Source organism: Bacteroides luhongzhouii (assembly GCF_009193295.2).
Classification (GTDB): Bacteria; Bacteroidota; Bacteroidia; order Bacteroidales; family Bacteroidaceae; genus Bacteroides; species Bacteroides luhongzhouii.
Genome location: NZ_CP059973.1, coordinates 1,068,491 through 1,085,359, shown reverse-complemented (window position 1 = coordinate 1,085,359; position 16,869 = coordinate 1,068,491). Strand labels below are relative to the sequence as shown.

9 protein-coding genes are annotated in these 16,869 nt (G+C 42.8%); 6 read left to right on the top strand and 3 right to left on the bottom strand.

Translation table 11 applies throughout. The features are described from left to right. Positions 1-286: 286 nt before the first annotated feature. From GD631_RS04100 to bglX, 5 genes are read left to right on the top strand one after another with little or no spacing between them, the layout of a single operon-like run. Entirely contained in the window at positions 287-3,316 is a 3,030-nt protein-coding gene (locus GD631_RS04100; protein ID WP_143258876.1) for a SusC/RagA family TonB-linked outer membrane protein, read from the top strand. Positions 3,317-3,361: 45 nt separating this feature from the next. Continuing rightward, complete coding sequence (locus GD631_RS04095; RefSeq protein ID WP_143258877.1) at positions 3,362-4,828, top strand: RagB/SusD family nutrient uptake outer membrane protein; 1,467 nt, start codon at positions 3,362-3,364, stop codon at positions 4,826-4,828. Positions 4,829-4,851: 23 nt separating this feature from the next. Further along, the gene (locus tag GD631_RS04090) at positions 4,852-6,960 is read left to right on the top strand and encodes a family 43 glycosylhydrolase (RefSeq protein ID WP_143258878.1); all 2,109 of its coding nucleotides are present in this window, start codon (positions 4,852-4,854) and stop codon (positions 6,958-6,960) included. A gap of 28 nt (positions 6,961-6,988) precedes the next feature. Continuing rightward, the gene (locus tag GD631_RS04085; protein WP_143258879.1) at positions 6,989-8,353 is read left to right on the top strand and encodes a glucoamylase family protein; all 1,365 of its coding nucleotides are present in this window, start codon (positions 6,989-6,991) and stop codon (positions 8,351-8,353) included. A gap of 38 nt (positions 8,354-8,391) precedes the next feature. Beyond that, entirely contained in the window at positions 8,392-10,677 is a 2,286-nt protein-coding gene (bglX, locus tag GD631_RS04080) for a beta-glucosidase BglX (RefSeq protein ID WP_143258880.1), read from the top strand. Positions 10,678-10,832: 155 nt separating this feature from the next. Here the strand turns inward: bglX and GD631_RS04075 are convergent, their stop codons facing one another. Further along, positions 10,833-13,235, bottom strand: coding sequence for a glycoside hydrolase family 3 N-terminal domain-containing protein (locus tag GD631_RS04075; RefSeq protein ID WP_143258881.1), 2,403 nt, complete (start codon positions 13,233-13,235; stop codon positions 10,833-10,835). 410 nt (positions 13,236-13,645) lie between these two features. On the opposite strand from GD631_RS04075, the gene GD631_RS22260 reads away from it, so the two are divergent. Beyond that, positions 13,646-13,768, top strand: coding sequence for a hypothetical protein (locus tag GD631_RS22260; RefSeq protein ID WP_255436084.1), 123 nt, complete (start codon positions 13,646-13,648; stop codon positions 13,766-13,768). A 120-nt stretch (positions 13,769-13,888) separates the two neighbouring features. Here GD631_RS22260 and GD631_RS04070 read toward each other — a convergent pair whose 3' ends face one another. Both GD631_RS04070 and rnr read right to left on the bottom strand, forming a co-directional pair. Further along, entirely contained in the window at positions 13,889-14,368 is a 480-nt protein-coding gene (locus GD631_RS04070; RefSeq protein ID WP_008023449.1) for a pyridoxamine 5'-phosphate oxidase family protein, read from the bottom strand. Positions 14,369-14,558: 190 nt separating this feature from the next. Further along, positions 14,559-16,715 carry a ribonuclease R gene (gene rnr, locus GD631_RS04065; protein ID WP_143258882.1) on the bottom strand — a complete coding sequence of 719 codons (2,157 nt, stop codon included), beginning with the start codon at positions 16,713-16,715 and terminating at the stop codon, positions 14,559-14,561. Between the last annotated feature and the right edge of the window lie 154 nt (positions 16,716-16,869).

The following is a 16,869-nucleotide window of genomic DNA, read 5'->3' as shown; positions in this document are numbered from 1 at the left end:
GAATTATAAATAGATATATGAAACCGGTGTACTTCATTGGATTGTTTCTCTCTGTGTTTATAATAAAAATATTTTCAAATATAATACCAAATTATTAATAAATCCCAATTCAGCGAAAAAACATGCTGAAATATGTGTCTGGAAGCGATAAACGTACTAAAAACGTAGTGTTGTACAGCATAAAAGTAGTAGCGTAGTATGTATTATTTTGCAAGAATTTTAAAAAGTCCATTCCTTTGTCGCATCGATTTTTTAGTAACCTTATTATCAACTAATACGTAAAAAAATGAAGAGAAAGATTACTTTTCTTGTAGTTGTAGTGTTGTGTTTACAGACACTATTTGCTCAAAACAAAACAATCAGAGGTACTATTGTGGATTCCTTTAGTGAACCGATCATAGGTGCGTCTGCTCATGTAAAAGGTACCTACATTGGTACTATCTCCGACCTTAATGGTAACTATACTTTGGAAAACGTTCCCGAAGATGCGATTATTACCTTCTCTTATATAGGAATGATACCTCAAGAAATTGCTGTAAAAGGGAAAAATGTAATCAATGTCCAATTAAAAGATGATGTTCAGAAATTGGAAGAAGTGGTCGTGATCGGTTATGGTTCAGCTAAAGCCAAAGACTTGACTTCTCCTATTACTGTGGTCAAGGGAGAGGCGTTACTTTCTACTCCTGCAACTTCACCGATGGCTGCCATGCAAGGAAAAGTGGCCGGAGTGAATGTTATCAATAGCGGTACTCCGGGAGAAGGGCCGAAGGTAGCCATTCGTGGTAAAGGATCATTTTCCAACAGCTCGCCTCTTTATGTTGTAGACGGTATGTTCTATGATGATATCAATTTCCTTAACAGTAATGACATTCAGGATATGTCCGTGTTGAAGGATGCTTCGGCTGCTGCTATCTACGGTGTGCGTGCTGCCAATGGTGTTGTTATTATCACTACCAAAAAAGGACAGCGTAATCAAAAAGCGAAAATTACCTATAATGGGTATGTAGGTGTTCAGAAAGCAACGAATGTGTTGGAAATGGCGAACTCTAAGGAATATGCTACTATGCTTCTCGAAGGTAATTATGCTGCATATGTATCTAAAATGAAGGCTTCTATTGATAAATTTGGTGGTGATTATTCCGATCCTGATTTTCATAACTGGAAATTTGATTCAGATACAGACTGGTACAAGGAGTTACTTCAGAGTGCACTTATCACTAACCACAGTTTGGGGATTAGTGGCGGAACAGAGAAAAGTACTTATTCTGTAGGTATGAGTTATTTATATCAGGACGGTATAATGGATGTGGAGAATAATTATAAGCGTCTTAATTTCCGGGCGGCACTTGATTATGAAGCAACCAATTGGTTGAAAGTAGGTTTTAATGGTGTATTTAGTAATTCTACTCAGGTATTGCCCAAAAATACGGCTTGGCAACAGGCATTTAATTCTCCTGGCATTTATCCGGTTTATGATACAACAAATGACAAGACGTTCCCTGATAAATATGCTTCACCTGATGCGGTCGGTTTCACTGCTAACTTCTACAATCCTATAGCAACAGCCAACTACTATAACTCGCAAAATGAGAACTATCAGGTCTTGACTAACTTTTATGCTCAGTTCCAGATACTACCAGAGAAATTAAATTTCAAAACGAGCTATGGCTATGATTATTCAGCCATCCGTGGTCGTGAATATATTGCCCCTTATTATGTAAGTAGTTGGCAGCAACAGCCTACTTCGGAGTTGACAAAGAAAGATACAAACTATTACAATTATATTTGGGATAACATATTGACCTATAATGATCAATGGGGAAAACATAGTTTTGGGGCCATGTTGGGCTATTCTATGCGACAACAGCAATATCGGTATATGTGGGGAAAAGCTAATAATGTGCCTGAAGGAAAGGATGAATGGCTTTATTTGAGCCAGGGAAATGCCGAAGGTGTGACTCTTGGAGATGATGGCTACTGTTATCGTGGTCAGTCTTATTTCACCCGTTTAAGTTATGACTATGCAGGAAAATATTTGTTGACATTCACTATGCGTGCGGATGGTTCTTCCAAATATCAGGAGCATTGGGGATATTTCCCCTCTATTGGTGCTGCGTGGGTTATCAGTGAAGAAGATTTCATGAAAGATCAAAAGTTCTTCGATTATCTGAAATTACGTGCCAGCTGGGGGCGTTTGGGTAATGACCACGTAGCTCCAAGTGATGGTTTTGCTTCAATAACCACTGGTAATTCTGCATCCGGTGTATTTGGTAATTCAACTTTCCCGGGCTATCAGAATACAACTTTTTATAGTTGGCTGAAGTGGGAATTGGTAGATGAAGCTAATGTAGGTTTAAATTTCTCTACGTTTAAGAATCGCTTGAATGTGGATTTGGATTATTTCTATCGTTTGACAAAAAGAGCTGTTATATCTCCTCGTTTGCCATTCAGTAATGATGTACTTGCAGGAAATTATGGTAAAATCCTGAATCAGGGTTTTGATTTGTCACTAAACTGGAATGATAATATCGGAAGAGACTTCAAATATAATTTGGGAGTAAACCTTTCATATTTGAGGAATAAGGTGAAGGATCTTGGTGGGCCTAACTCTATCAAAGGAGGAAAGACTATCAATATGGTGGGTAAAGAAATGAATTCATACTACGGATTTAAGGTAGTAGGAGTTTATCAGACTCCGGAAGAATGTGCAGAAGACCCGGTTGCGGTAGCTAACAATCTTGTACCGGGTGACTTCAAATATGAGGATGTAAATGGGGACAACGTGATTGATGGTGATGACCGTCAGGTGCTTGGTGCTTACATACCCAACTTTACGTATGGTATTAATCTTGGTTTGAACTGGAAGAATCTGGATTTTGAGTTGACTACGTATGGACAAACAGGCGGACAGATATACAACCGTAAACGTGCTTTACGTTCTGCAGCGGCTGATTACAATTTCGATAAAGCACAGTATGAGGATCGTTGGACCGGACCCGGTTCTACTAATTCACATCCGTCTGCTGCAGCATTGATAAATGGCTGGAATGTATCTGATCAGAAAGTGAACTCTTATTTTGTAGAAAGTGCTAATTTCTTCCGTATTCAGAACATAACTCTCGGATACAGTTTGCGTAATGTCAAGTTAGTGAACTATACATTGCCGGGTATCCGCTTCTCACTGACGGCAGATCGTCCGTTTACAACGTTTAAAGCACACTCGTTTACTCCGGAATTGAGCGATGCAGAAGGCTGGGATACAGAAGTTTATCCTTTGACATCTACTTATAGCTTTGGAATTCAAATTGATTTCTAAGCCGGAATGGGAAAATTAATTTTAATCTAACAAAAGAACAAGAAAATGAAAATACTAAAGAATATCTTAATATATGCGTTGCCAGCATTAATGTTATGCAATACATCATGTGATTATCTTGATAAAGAGCCCGAAAATAAGGTTCCGGAGGAAAATGTGGACTTTACTCAAATCGATAATATGTACCAAGCGGTTTCCGGAGTATATGCCAAAATTAGAACAGGCGGTATGCATTGGGTGATATATCCCTTGTCTGTCGTGCGTGATGATGATGTTTGGTCCGGACGTATAGATGACCAGGTAACCCTTGTTGATATGGGAACGTATATTTATGACAATTCTTTCTGGGGACTCAACGAGATGTGGAATCAGTACTATGGTATCATAAAAGTGGCCAATGCTGCTCTTGAATCGCTGGATTCCTATGCCGAAAATATCACGTCGGACGATGATATGACCAATTACCGCTCTTATTGTGGTGAGGTGAAGTTCCTTCGTGCTTATGCTTATTACCGGCTTGTACAGGCTTTTGGTCCAGTGACTATTTTACGTAGTAATACTCAAACCGACATGACCCGTTCAACGATCAATGCTGTCTATAAATATGCTCTTGAAGATTTACAATATACGATGGAACATACTCCGAGATTACGTCCGAACGAGATGGCTCATTATGGTGCTGTCACTGCTTTCTCGGCAGAAATGCTTGCAGCAAAGATGCATCTGAATATGGGAAATTATGGGGAAGTTGAAACACTGACAGATGATATTATCGGTAGTAAGAAATTTAAGCTTTATGATGATTACTATAATTTATTCAAGATTCCGGGTAAGGTTTGTGATGAATCGTTGTTCGAATGTCAGTGTACTGACTTTGGTATTGGTTCAGGTGATATGGTAGATGCCGATAACTGGTTTATATTCCAGGGACCGGCAAATGACGGGAATATTTCCGGCTGGGGATTCATTGGTATATATAAAGACTTCCGTGATTGGGCGGCAGCTCGTGGTGAAACTATCCGCGCTACGACTTCGTTCCTGTTGGCTGGTACGACTACACCAAGCGGTGACGTGATTCGTAAATTACAAGACCCGACTCAAACAGATTGTTGGAATGGGAAAGCTTATACTCCGACAGATCAGCTGACACCTGGCCGTACTAAATATGGTTCAAATAATAATGTCCGCATATTCCGTTACGCAGATGTATTGTTGATGAATGCAGAAGCCAAAGTTCGTTTAGGTAAAGATGGTGATACATCGCTAAATCTGGTACGTGACCGTGCCAAGATGTCCGATATCGATAATGCGACAGTAGATCAAATCCTTGATGAACGCCGTATGGAATTTGTTTGTGAGTGGGGAGAACGTTACAATGACTTGATTCGTACCGGTAAGGCTGCTTCTGTACTTGGTTCCAAAGGATGGACTGAAGATAAAACCTATTATCCGCTTCCTTTCGATCAGGTATCCAATATCCCAAGTCTGACGAACGAACCGATTGACGAGTAATTATGTCTAAATAAAATTTGGAAATGACAGGAATAGTAAAAAAGATATTACTAAGTTCTGGGATAGCGTTCTCTGCTTTGGCAGGGAACGCCCTACCAACCGACGATTCTATAAAAGTAGTGAAAGGGCAGGTTAGTGACTACTATATCCCGGTAGTAAATCAATACGAAATAACCGGAACGGTTGTAGATGAACAGGGTAACCCGCTTGAAGGGGCTACCGTTATGTTTTTCTCGAGTCCGGTTCATTGTAACACAGACGTGGAAGGCCGTTATACGTTGAAGGCTACTGATAACGATGTACATCTTTATGTTTATTATCCGGGAAAATCTTTTGCTGGTGTAAAACGTGCTGTTGACGACCGGCAAGTGAAAATCGTTATGCAACCGGAGAAGCATAGGTCTGTGCAGCGTCAGCCTGCTCAAACTACAAGGTGGTATGACCCAGCGCATCCTGTCACTCGTACCTATTGTAATCCTATGAATATTAGTTATAACTATGAACCTTATAATAACAATGTTCAGTCTGGCGGATCGTTCAGATCTTCTGCCGATCCGATGGGATTAACTTATAAAGATGAGTATTTCCTGTTTTCCACGAACCAGGGAGGCTTCCATTATTCGAAGAATCTAAGTGACTGGGAATTTGCTCCGGCCTCTTTTCAGCGTCGTCCTACGGATGACGATATGTGTGCTCCGGCAGCATTTGTAAGTGGAGATACGCTGTTCTATACCGGTTCTACTTATGAAGGATTGCCCGTGTGGTATAGCACGTCTCCCAAATCCGGGCGTTTCAAGCGTGCTATCGAACGTAATACGTTACCTTCATGGGACCCTTGTTTATTTTTGGATGATGACGGTAAACTCTATCTTTATTATGGTTCGAGTAATGAATACCCTCTTAAAGGCGTACAAGTCAGTCGTGATGATTTTCATCCTGTCAGCAAGATTTATGATATAATGATGCTTCGTCCGGAAGAACATGGCTGGGAACGGTTTGGGATGAACAATGATGATGAAGTGACGTTGCGTCCGTTTACCGAAGGGGCTTATATGACGAAGCATAACGGAAAATATTATTTTCAGTACGGTGCCCCGGGAACGGAGTTCAAGGTATATGCCGACGGGGTATATGTCAGCGATTCGCCATTGGGGCCGTTCACTTACCAGCAGCATAATCCGATGAGCTATAAGCCCGGCGGATTTGTGCAGGGAGTAGGACACAGTGGTACTTTTCAAGATTTGAAAGGAAACTACTGGCATGTGGGTACTTGCATGTTATCCCTCAAATATAAGTTTGAAAGACGTATCGGATTATATCCTACGGCATTCGATCCGGATGGGGTGATGTATTCTACCACAGCATTCGGTGATTATCCTTGCTGGAATGCCGACTACGATATTAAAAATCCGACTGACCGGTTTACCGGCTGGATGCTTCTTTCTTATGAGAAACCGGTAAAAGTATCCAGCACCGACAGTATCTATTCCGCTTCCAATCTTACCGATGAAAATATGCGTACGTATTGGGCGGCTAAAACCGGAGAACCGGGTGAGTGGATAGAAATTGACCTTGGTGGCATGAAACACATAAAGGCGATCCAACTCAACTATTATGACCATAAAAGTGTGCAGCATAATCGTGCAAACGATTTATACTATCAATATCGCATCTACTCCAGTGATAACGGGACAGATTGGACACTGGCGGTAGATAAAAGTGATAACGATAAAGATGTACCTCATGACTATATCGAATTGAGTGAGACGCTGGATGCCCGTTATCTGAAACTGGAAAACATTCATGTTCCATCCGGCAATTTTTGTCTTTCGGAATTCCGGGTGTTTGGTAATGCTGATGGAGAGAAACCTCTGCCCGTACGAAATTTCAAGATAGTGCGTGACAAACAGGATAAGCGCAATGCAATGATTTCGTGGAATCCTTCATCCGATGCCTACGGCTATAATATTTATTATGGCATTGCTCCCGAAAAGTTATATAACTGTATCACAGTGAACGGTGCGGATCATTATGACTTCCGGGGACTTGACCTTGGTACGACTTACTACTTTGCCATTGAAGCTTTGAATGAATCGGGACGGTCGGCGTTGTCGAAAGTCGTGAAACAATAATTATTAATCAGAAGAAATACTTTATAAGATGATGGAATGGACAAGAACCGGCATATTTATTACTCTACTCGTAGTGGTATGCGCATGTACACAAAAGAACAAGACAATGACCGATGCGGAGCCTGATCGCCCCGAGGCATTTGCGAACGACGATGAACTGCTCGATTATATTCAAAAGACCCACTTCAACTATATGTGGGAAGGTGCGGAAAAGACTTCCGGACTGGCCTGTGAACGTATACATCTTGATAATGTCTATCCACAGCAGGACCAGGATGTAATTACGATTGGAGGTAGCGGATTTGGAGTTGCCGGCTTGTTGGTGGCTATCGAACGAAATTTTATCAGCCGGGAAGAAGGTGTAGCCCGGTTGACAAAGATTGTAGACTATCTGGCAAAAGCCGATCGTTTTCATGGAGTATGGCCGCATTGGCTTCATGGCCCTACGGGCAAAGTGAAACCGTTCGGAACAAAAGATGATGGCGGCGACCTGGTAGAAAGTAGTTTCCTTATGCAAAGCCTGTTGTGTGCGCGACAATACGTGAAAGATGGTAACGAGAAAGAAAAAGCACTGGCAGCTAAAATAGACGAACTGTGGCACGGGATGGAATTTGACTGGTACCGGAACGGTGACCAGAATGTATTATACTGGCATTGGTCTCCTAACTATGGCTGGGAAATGAACTTCCCGCTCGAAGGCTATAATGAATGTCTGATTACCTATATCCTTGCAGCCTCATCTCCTACACATTCCGTTCCGGCAGCCTGTTACCATAAAGGGTGGGCGCGTAGCGGTGGCATCAAAAGTGCTTCCAAACCTTACGGTTATCCGCTCGAACTGAAGCATAATGGAGCCGAGGAGAAAGGCGGTCCCTTATTCTGGGCACACTACTCTTACATCGGCCTTGATCCGCGTAACTTGACCGATCAATATGCCAACTACTGGAATGTGGTACGCAATCATGCGATGAGTGATTATCAATATTGTGTCACTAATCCGAAAGGTTACAAAGGATATGGATCTGATTGCTGGGGACTTACAGCAAGTTACTCCATAAATGGCTATTCAGCCCACATGCCCGACAATGATCTCGGTGTGATTACTCCTACTGCCGCTTTATCCTCTTTTCCTTATACACCGGAAGAGTCGATGGCCGCCTTGAAAGGTTTCTATAAACAAGGATCATGGATTTGGGGGAAATATGGATTTCACGATGCGTTCTCACTGAACGAGAAGTGGACTGTTCCGCATTATCTTGCCATCGACCAGTGTACGATTGCGCCAATGATAGAGAACTACCGTACAGGACTACTTTGGCGGTTATTCATGAGTTGTCCGGAAATTCAGGACGGACTGAAAAAGCTAGGCTTCACTTTTACAACAGCCGAATAAAAACAGAAGAAAGAATAATATAAATATAAAAACAGAATATGAGAATAGGTAGATTTTTGCTAACTGCAGTGATTACGGCGTCTGCTGTCACTGCTATGGCTGCCCCGCAAGCCGATAAGGGTAAAATGGATCAGTTTATTGACAACCTGATGGGGAGGATGACTCTGCAGGAGAAGATCGGTCAACTCAACCTTCCTGTGTCGGGTGAGATTGTTACCGGACAAGCTAAAAGCAGTGATGTGGCCGGTAAGATAAGGAAAGGTCAGGTCGGTGGTCTTTTCAATGTAAAAGGAGTGGAGAATATTCGGGAAGTCCAAAAGATTGCCGTAGAGCAGAGCCGTTTGAAAATTCCTTTGTTGTTTGGTATGGATGTCATTCACGGATATGAGACTGTTTTTCCTATTCCTTTGGCACTCTCTTGTAGTTGGGATATGGAGGCTATCAAAGAATCCGCCCGTATAGCGGCAAAAGAATCCAGTGCTGATGGCATTTGCTGGACTTTCAGCCCTATGGTTGATATCTGTCGTGATCCCCGTTGGGGACGTATGGCTGAAGGTGGAGGCGAAGATCCTTATTTAGGTTCGGAGATTTCAGTTGCTATGGTAAAAGGCTATCAAGGTGATGATTTGACGGATAAGAACACCATCATGGCTTGTGTGAAACACTTTGCCCTATATGGCGCACCCGAAGCCGGTCGTGACTATAACACAGTAGACATGAGTCACCTAAGTATGTTCAACAATTATTTCCCTCCTTATAAAGCGGCTATTGACGCTGGTGTGGGTAGTGTGATGACTTCTTTCAATGTGGTTGACGGTATTCCGGCTACCGGCAACAAATGGCTGATGACTGATGTCTTGCGTGACCGTTGGGGATTTGATGGTTTCGTTGTGACAGACTATACAGCTATTTCCGAGATGATTGCTCATGGAATGGGAGATCTTCAACAGGTATCTGCCATGTCACTTAGTGCCGGAACCGATATGGATATGGTTGCAGACGGTTTCCTTACTACTTTGGAGAAATCTCTAAAAGAAGGGAAAGTGACAATGGCTGAAATAGACAAAGCCTGCCGTCGTATTCTCGAAGCGAAATACAAGCTCGGATTATTTGATGATCCTTATAAATATTGTGATGCAAGTCGTGTAAAGAAAGATATCTTTACGGCAGAAAACCGTGCCATAGCCCGTAAAATAGCTACTGAGACATTTGTACTTTTGAAGAATGAAAATAACCTGCTTCCATTACAGCGTAAAGGTAAAATAGCTCTTGTCGGCCCGCTTGCCAATACAAAGGCTAATATGCCGGGTACATGGAGTGTGGCGGCAGCTTCTGACAAATACAATTCCCTGTATGAAAGCATGAAGCAATCATTGGCAGGCAAGGCGGAAGTTCTTTATGCAAAAGGTTCAAATCTGATGTATGATGCTCAAAGAGAGGCGGAAGCTACCATGTTCGGTCGTGAGATGCGTGATCCGCGTAGTGCGCAGGAATTGCTTGATGAGGCTTTGAATGTAGCTTCCCAAGCGGATGTGATTGTGGCAGCAGTTGGTGAATCGTCTGAAATGAGTGGTGAATCCAGCAGCCGTACTAATCTTGAAATGCCGGATGCGCAGCGTGATCTTCTGACAGCATTGAAAAAGACAGGCAAACCGATTGTACTGGTCTATTTTGCAGGTCGCAGCACTGTGATGACTTGGGAACAGGAAAATTTTCCGGCTATACTGAATGTATGGTTCGGAGGCAGTGAAGCAGCCGACGCGATTTGTGATGTAGTATTCGGAGATGTCTCTCCGAGTGGAAAACTGACTACGACCTTCCCGAAGAACGTAGGACAAATTCCTTTGTATTACAATCATTTGAATACAGGTCGTCCTTTAGAAGCAGGAAAGTGGTTCAGTAAATTCCGTAGTAACTATCTTGATATAGACAATGATCCTCTTTATCCATTTGGATATGGATTGTCATACACCACATTCCGTTACGGTGATCTCCGACTTAGCAATAACTCAATGAATGAAAAGGGTAAGATAACCGCTTCTGTCACCGTCACCAATACGGGCAGCTATGATGCTGACGAAATCATACAAATGTATATTCGTGATATGGTAGGGAGTGTAGCACGTCCGGTGAAAGAACTTAAAGGCTTCGAGCGTATCCATTTGAAGAAAGGGGAAAGCCGTACTGTCTCTTTCGATATCACAGCAGAACAACTGAAATTCTATAACAGTGCGCTGGATTGGGTATGTGAACCGGGAGAATTTGAAGTGATGGTTGGTGGAAATAGTCGCGACGTACAAACAAAGAAATTCAGTTTGCAATAACATAGCTAAAGCGACGTTTTCAATAAGGTTAGTTTAGGTATATTCATCAAATATGGTCAAACGATAGAAAGAGAATGGAGTCTCAATTTATTGTTTGACCATATTTTAATAAGTATTTTGAAGGTAGGTAATCTTTGTCTGCCTACATTTTTAGTTTATTGAACCTCGAAACTTCCCTTCAACCGTATATCCTGTGAAGAAGCTCCCACCATCACCGAGAAACTTCCCGGCTCTACCGTAAACTGATTATTCTTGTCCCATAACCCCAAGTCTTGAGGAGTAAGTGTAAAGCTGACAGTTTGTTCTTCTCCCGGTTGCAAATGAATACGTTCAAAACCACGCAATACTTTATCGTAGGTGGTAACACTGCTAAAATCATCGCGGATATAAAGCTGGACTACTTCGTCTCCTGCTTTCTTTCCTGTATTCTTCACAGTGCATGAAAGTGTGATATTTTCTTGTGGACCGATTACCGGTTTAGATATTTTCAAGTCTGAATATCCGAAGGTCGTATAGCTTAAACCATATCCGAAGGGATAAAGCATACCGGCAACACGAACTTTTCCTTTAGAATCCGAACCCGGTTTGAATGGGAAAGCGAAAGGTATCTGTCCAACTGATTTCGGGAAAGTGACAGCCAAGCGTCCTCCCGGGTTATAGTCTCCAAAAAGAACCTTGGCAATGGCATCCCCCATAAATTCGCCGGGGAACCAGGCATGAATGATGGCAGGAACATATTTGTTTGCCCAGTTGATGGTTGCTGCCCTTCCGTCCACCATCACCAGAACGACAGGTTTACCTGTTGCATAAACCGCTTCCAATAATTGTTGCTGACGTCCGCAGAGGTCAAGATTGGTGCGTGAAAACTCTTCCCGAACCGTCTTCTCATTTCCACCTAATACGAGGATAGCGACATCCGAAGCCTTTGCTAGTTCTACCGCTTCACGAATCATTGCCTGCTCTTGTGTATCTAATGGAACATTGTACAGTTCGCTTTCCGGGAAATATTTATCAATAATGTCACAGCCTTTCGCATAGCGAACTTCCGAGTTAGGCAGATATTCTTTGATTCCCTGATATACAGTCTTTATAGGCGCATTGGCAGGACCATATCTGCAAGTCAGTTCCTTCACTTCTTCCGCATTCGGACCAATCACTGCTATTTTGCTGAAGTTTCTGGATAACGGAAGCATTTGATTCTCATTTTTCAAAAGGACGATAGACTCTAAAGCGGCTTTCATAGATACTGCTTTATGAGCGTCATTGTGTACCACTGTCTCCGGACGACGGTCATCACCGGGATACGGATTATCAAAAAGTCCCATCATAAACTTAACACGCAGAATCTCACCGACACGTTGATCGAGCGTATGCAAAGAGACTTTACCTTCGTTGATAGCACGACGCAACGGGAGAATGAAATCTTGTGGCGGAGTAAAGTTGGTACGGATATTCAATCCTGCATTGACCACTTGTGCCGCCATCTCTTCTTCAGTCGGGGTGATACGATGTTTGGTGTGCAGAAACTCTACCGCCTCACTATCCGATACTACATATCCTTTGAATCCCCATTGCTGACGCAGAATCTCCGTGAGGAAATGATAACTTCCCGAAACAGGCTCTCCGTCATAATCATTATACGAACTCATCACTCCTAAAGCACCCGCCTCCTGAATACCTTTGCGGAAAGGTTCCAGATAAAGAGTCTTCATCTCACGCGGAGCCACGTGCGGATCAGTACGCGTACCTCCGTCACGTCCACCGACCGGGATGCTATACACGGCAAAATGCTTGGGAGTAGCAACGATACCCTCACTTTGCAGACCGAGTATCATCTGTTTCCCTAATTCGCCCACCAGATAAGGATCTTCTCCATAACTTTCTACCACACGTCCCCAGCGAGGATCTTGTGCAATATCCAGAATAGGAGAATAAATATTGGTATATCCCAGTGCTTTTGCCTCATCTGCAGTGACTTTCGCAATTTCCCGGATCAGTTTCTTGTTCCATGTGGCACCTTGACCGCATTGGGCGGGAAACATGGTAGCCCGGTCGTGGCACAATCCGCGTATTCCTTCATTGGTGAAGTCCACCGGAATCCCCAGTCGTGTCTGTTCCACAAACCAGCGTTGAATGCTGTGCCGGTTCTTGACGCTGTTGGCATACGGATAGGAGATCTCAGAACCGAACTTACCCAGTCCGTTCGCCTGCTCATCAATGTTTCCGATACCGTCCTTCCAGATTTCTTCTGACCATGCGGCAGTAGGCCATGTATCTTTCAATACCCGTCCCGAACCGTAGAGAGTAGCCATCTGACAGGTTTTCTCTTCCAGCGTCATTTGCGAAAGCAAATCTGCGATACGGGTCTCGATAGGAGCGGAGGGATCTTCGTATACGTCCTTTACACCGTTCTTATTGAAGTCGATCCAGGTCTTTTTGTATATGTCCTTTGAGTTGTTGCCGGATTTGTTACCGGTAGGTTTGTTGCTTGCCGAGATATTGCCGGTGTAGATACTTCCGGCAGATATTAACAGGGCGAGACATAGTAATTTCTTCATAATTTATTTATTTGTAAGAGTACTTATCTATTTATGCTGCAAGTATACAAAAAGAATTTGAAATGAGAGGATAGAATAGTCTTTATAATCATGTTATAAACGGCTGTCTTGGTACTGGTGTATAGGGAGAATGGATATTATGAAGCAGGGAAGAATACCTTATCTCCCCTTTATTATTGTATTAAGTTACCGCTCTTCTTGCATCAGACTACCGATATGGTTAGTTTACCACGGCCGTGACGAATTCTCTCCACGGCTGTGACGAGAAGTTACCACGGCTGTGGGAAGATCTCCCCACGGCCGTGGGGAATTAACTATATCGGTGGTTTAACGGATGGATAATGAAGGGATAACAGATGTATACCGGTTGCATTTCTTATGTAATGCGGGGAAGCAGGACGACGCTTACAATGAGACAGGGTGAGGGTAACAGTCTACCCTCACTTACCCTCACCTTTACCCTCACACCTGTGATGCCGATGGATAAAGAGATACAGGCAGAGGGTGAGGGTGTGAGGGTAAAAGTGCCCTGAACTTTTGTTTGGAGAAATTTGCTTGGAGATGCTCCGTCATGCTTCTTGAATGCTGAATTCGTTTCTTAAACGGGTGTGGAGTATGAAGTTAAATTCATTAGCCGAAAGCCGGAAACTGTTTTATGGCTTTTCGTTGGCTCGCAGACCGAAGACTTTTCCTGTCATCTGCCGGACGGCTACTTTCCACACTTTTACGTTACGTACGGCAGGATCGGAATAGCTGAATGCGTTGTCTGTATAATGTCGCATGATGATATCCAGTGCACGGCGTTTATCGTCTATCTCTTCGATGAATTCCACTTGCCCCCGACACATCGCGCTTTCGGAACGCATACTGTAACTGCAGGCTACCTTTTCGTGTTGGTAGACAAGTTTATGTCCGAGGCTGAAAGTGATACATACATTATTATTATGTTCCAACATCTCTAACTTGCTGCCTTCGGGACCTGAATGCAGATATATGGTGCCATTTTCATAACCGAAGTTCATGGGAACTACATAGGGATTACCTTCTAAATCTGTAATGCCCACAAAACAGGCATCGCAATGCAGGATAATGGACTCGATTCGTTGTTTGTCTTCGATAATGACAGTCTTCATGGATATATGAATGTTATAATAGTAAGAATAATCAAAATGATACGCTAAAGTACAGACTTACGACTGATTACACAAATCTATGCAAACTTTTTTCTTGTTGTTTTCACAGATTTATCTAATCAATCGTATTCCCGTACTAATGTTATCAGGGGTTGAATGAGCTTTTCAGTTTGCTTGAATATTCAAACTTTTACTTTTCTATTAATTCGAAGTCCAATTGTTTCTTCTCCAAATTGGCACGGGCTACCCGAACAGTAATAGCGTCTCCCAAACTGTATATTTTGTTTTTGCGGCGTCCGCGAAGACAATAGTTCTTCTCGTCGAATTCGTAATAGTCATCATCCAAGTCACGCACAGGAACCAGACCTTCACATTTGTTTTCGTTCAGTTCTACATAAAGTCCCCACTCGGTTACGCCGGAGATTACACCGTCGTAAATCTGTCCCAGACGTTCGCTCATAAATTCCACCTGTTTATATTTGATGGAAGCACGCTCGGCATTGGCTGCGATTTGTTCCATGTTGGAGCTGTGGTCGCAGAGGTCCTCGTACTTGGCTTCGGATACGCTGCGCCCTCCGTCCATATATTTCGTCACCAAACGATGTACCATCATGTCCGGGAAACGGCGGATGGGAGAAGTAAAGTGAGTGTAATATTCGAAGGCCAGTCCGTAGTGGCCGATGTTATGAGTTGAATAACGTGCTTTTTGCATGGCGCGGATAGATACCGTTTCAATCAGGTTCTCTTCTTTCTTTCCATGAATGTCATCCAATAAGTGGTTGATGGATTTGGAGATATCCGTCTTCGTTCCGCTTGTGCGCACTTTGTAGCCGAAGCGGGCAATGAACTGTGACAAGTTTTCCAACTTCTCCGGATCGGGCAGGTCGTGAATACGGTAGGGAAGCACTTTGGGCTTTTTATTTTTGGGCACTTTACCTACAAACTCTGCCACTGTTCTGTTAGCGAGCAACATGAATTCTTCCACCAGTTTATTAGCATCTTTTGACTCCTTGAAGTAAACGCTGATTGGTTTTCCTTTTTCGTCAATCTCGAACTTCACTTCGTAGCGGTCGAAGTTGATGGCTCCTGCAGAGAAACGTTTTTCGCGCAGTGCTTTGGCAATGGTATCTAATGTGAGCACTTCTTCTTTGAAGTCTCCTTCTTTTGTTTCTATGATTTGTTGTGCCTCTTCATAGGTGAAGCGACGGTCGGAGTTGATAACCGTATGTACGATGCGTGAGTCTTTGATTTCTCCTTTTTCCGTAATATCGAAGATAACGGAGAAAGCTAGTTTTTCTTCGTTCGGGCGGAGTGAACAAATGAAGTTACACAGCCGTTCGGGAAGCATCGGAATGGTACGGTCTACCAGGTAAACGGAGGTTGCCCGTTTTTCTGCTTCCTTGTCGATGATTCCTCCTTCTTTTACGTAATGTGTCACGTCGGCAATGTGTACACCCACTTCCCATAATCCGTCTTTCAGTTTGCGGATGGAAAGTGCGTCGTCAAAGTCTTTGGCATCTTTCGGGTCGATGGTGAAAGTTGTTACCTTACGGAAATCTTCGCGTTTGGCAATCTCTTCTGCTGAAATCTCGGCAGGAATCTTGTCTGCTGCTGTTTCTACTGCTTTCGGATATACATACGGCAGACCGAATTCCGCAAGAATAGCGTGCATCTCTGTGGTATTGTCACCAGCCTGACCTAATATATCTATTACTTGTCCGATAGGATTCTTAGCCTTGTCCGGCCATTCGGTTACTTTCACAATGGCTTTATCTCCGGTTTTACCGCCTTTCAGCTTATCTTTCGGAATGAAAATATCATTGGCAAGTGTACGGTTCTCTGTCACCAGGAATGCGTATGACTTGGCTACTTCCAGTGTGCCGACGAAAGTATCGTTTGCACGTTCCAGTATTTCTATTACTTCTCCTTCTGCTTCTCTGTTCTTCCGTTTGGCATAAAAAGCAATTTTTACTTTGTCATTGTTCATGGCATGTGCCGAATTGCGTTCGGCCACAAATATCGGTTCGCCTCCTCCTTCAGGAATAAATGAATTCTTACCATTGCTTTTCCGTTGGAAAGTGCCTGTCATCTCCGTTCCATGATTGTTGAGACGGAATTTTCCTTTTTCTATTTCGGAAATATAATCGTCAGCTAAAAGGTCATGTAATATATCGACGCATAGCATTTTCTGCGGATGGGTGGTGAGACGCAGTTCTGAAAATATATATTTCATACTCAAGGTCTCGCTGGATTTGGCATGGAAAAAGTCTATTAATAATGCTGCCAGCTCTTTCTTACTCATTCTTTTGCCGGCCTTTTTCTCTTTCTTTTCTTTCTTTTTTGCCATATTATATGGAATTTATTAGTAGTTCAATCATTGATGGGATACAAAGTAAACAAATTTTTGGTTAGTTTGTTGTCAAGGTCTGTTTATTTTTTAATTTGCTTTTTTGCGAAGATTAGATTGATAGAGAAATGTTGCTTAATTATTTATAAACAGA

Bases quoted from the DNA above. Each gene is read 5' to 3' on its own strand.
- GD631_RS04100 (WP_143258876.1), top strand. From the start codon at position 287: ATGAAGAGAAAGATTACTTTTCTTGTAGTTGTAGTGTTGTGTTTACAG.
- GD631_RS04095 (WP_143258877.1), top strand. From the start codon at position 3,362: ATGAAAATACTAAAGAATATCTTAATATATGCGTTGCCAGCATTAATG.
- GD631_RS04090 (WP_143258878.1), top strand. From the start codon at position 4,852: ATGACAGGAATAGTAAAAAAGATATTACTAAGTTCTGGGATAGCGTTC.
- GD631_RS04085 (WP_143258879.1), top strand. From the start codon at position 6,989: ATGATGGAATGGACAAGAACCGGCATATTTATTACTCTACTCGTAGTG.
- bglX (WP_143258880.1), top strand. From the start codon at position 8,392: ATGAGAATAGGTAGATTTTTGCTAACTGCAGTGATTACGGCGTCTGCT.
- GD631_RS04075 (WP_143258881.1), bottom strand. From the start codon at position 13,235: ATGAAGAAATTACTATGTCTCGCCCTGTTAATATCTGCCGGAAGTATC.
- GD631_RS22260 (WP_255436084.1), top strand. From the start codon at position 13,646: ATGAGACAGGGTGAGGGTAACAGTCTACCCTCACTTACCCTCACCTTT.
- GD631_RS04070 (WP_008023449.1), bottom strand. From the start codon at position 14,368: ATGAAGACTGTCATTATCGAAGACAAACAACGAATCGAGTCCATTATC.
- rnr (WP_143258882.1), bottom strand. From the start codon at position 16,715: ATGGCAAAAAAGAAAGAAAAGAAAGAGAAAAAGGCCGGCAAAAGAATG.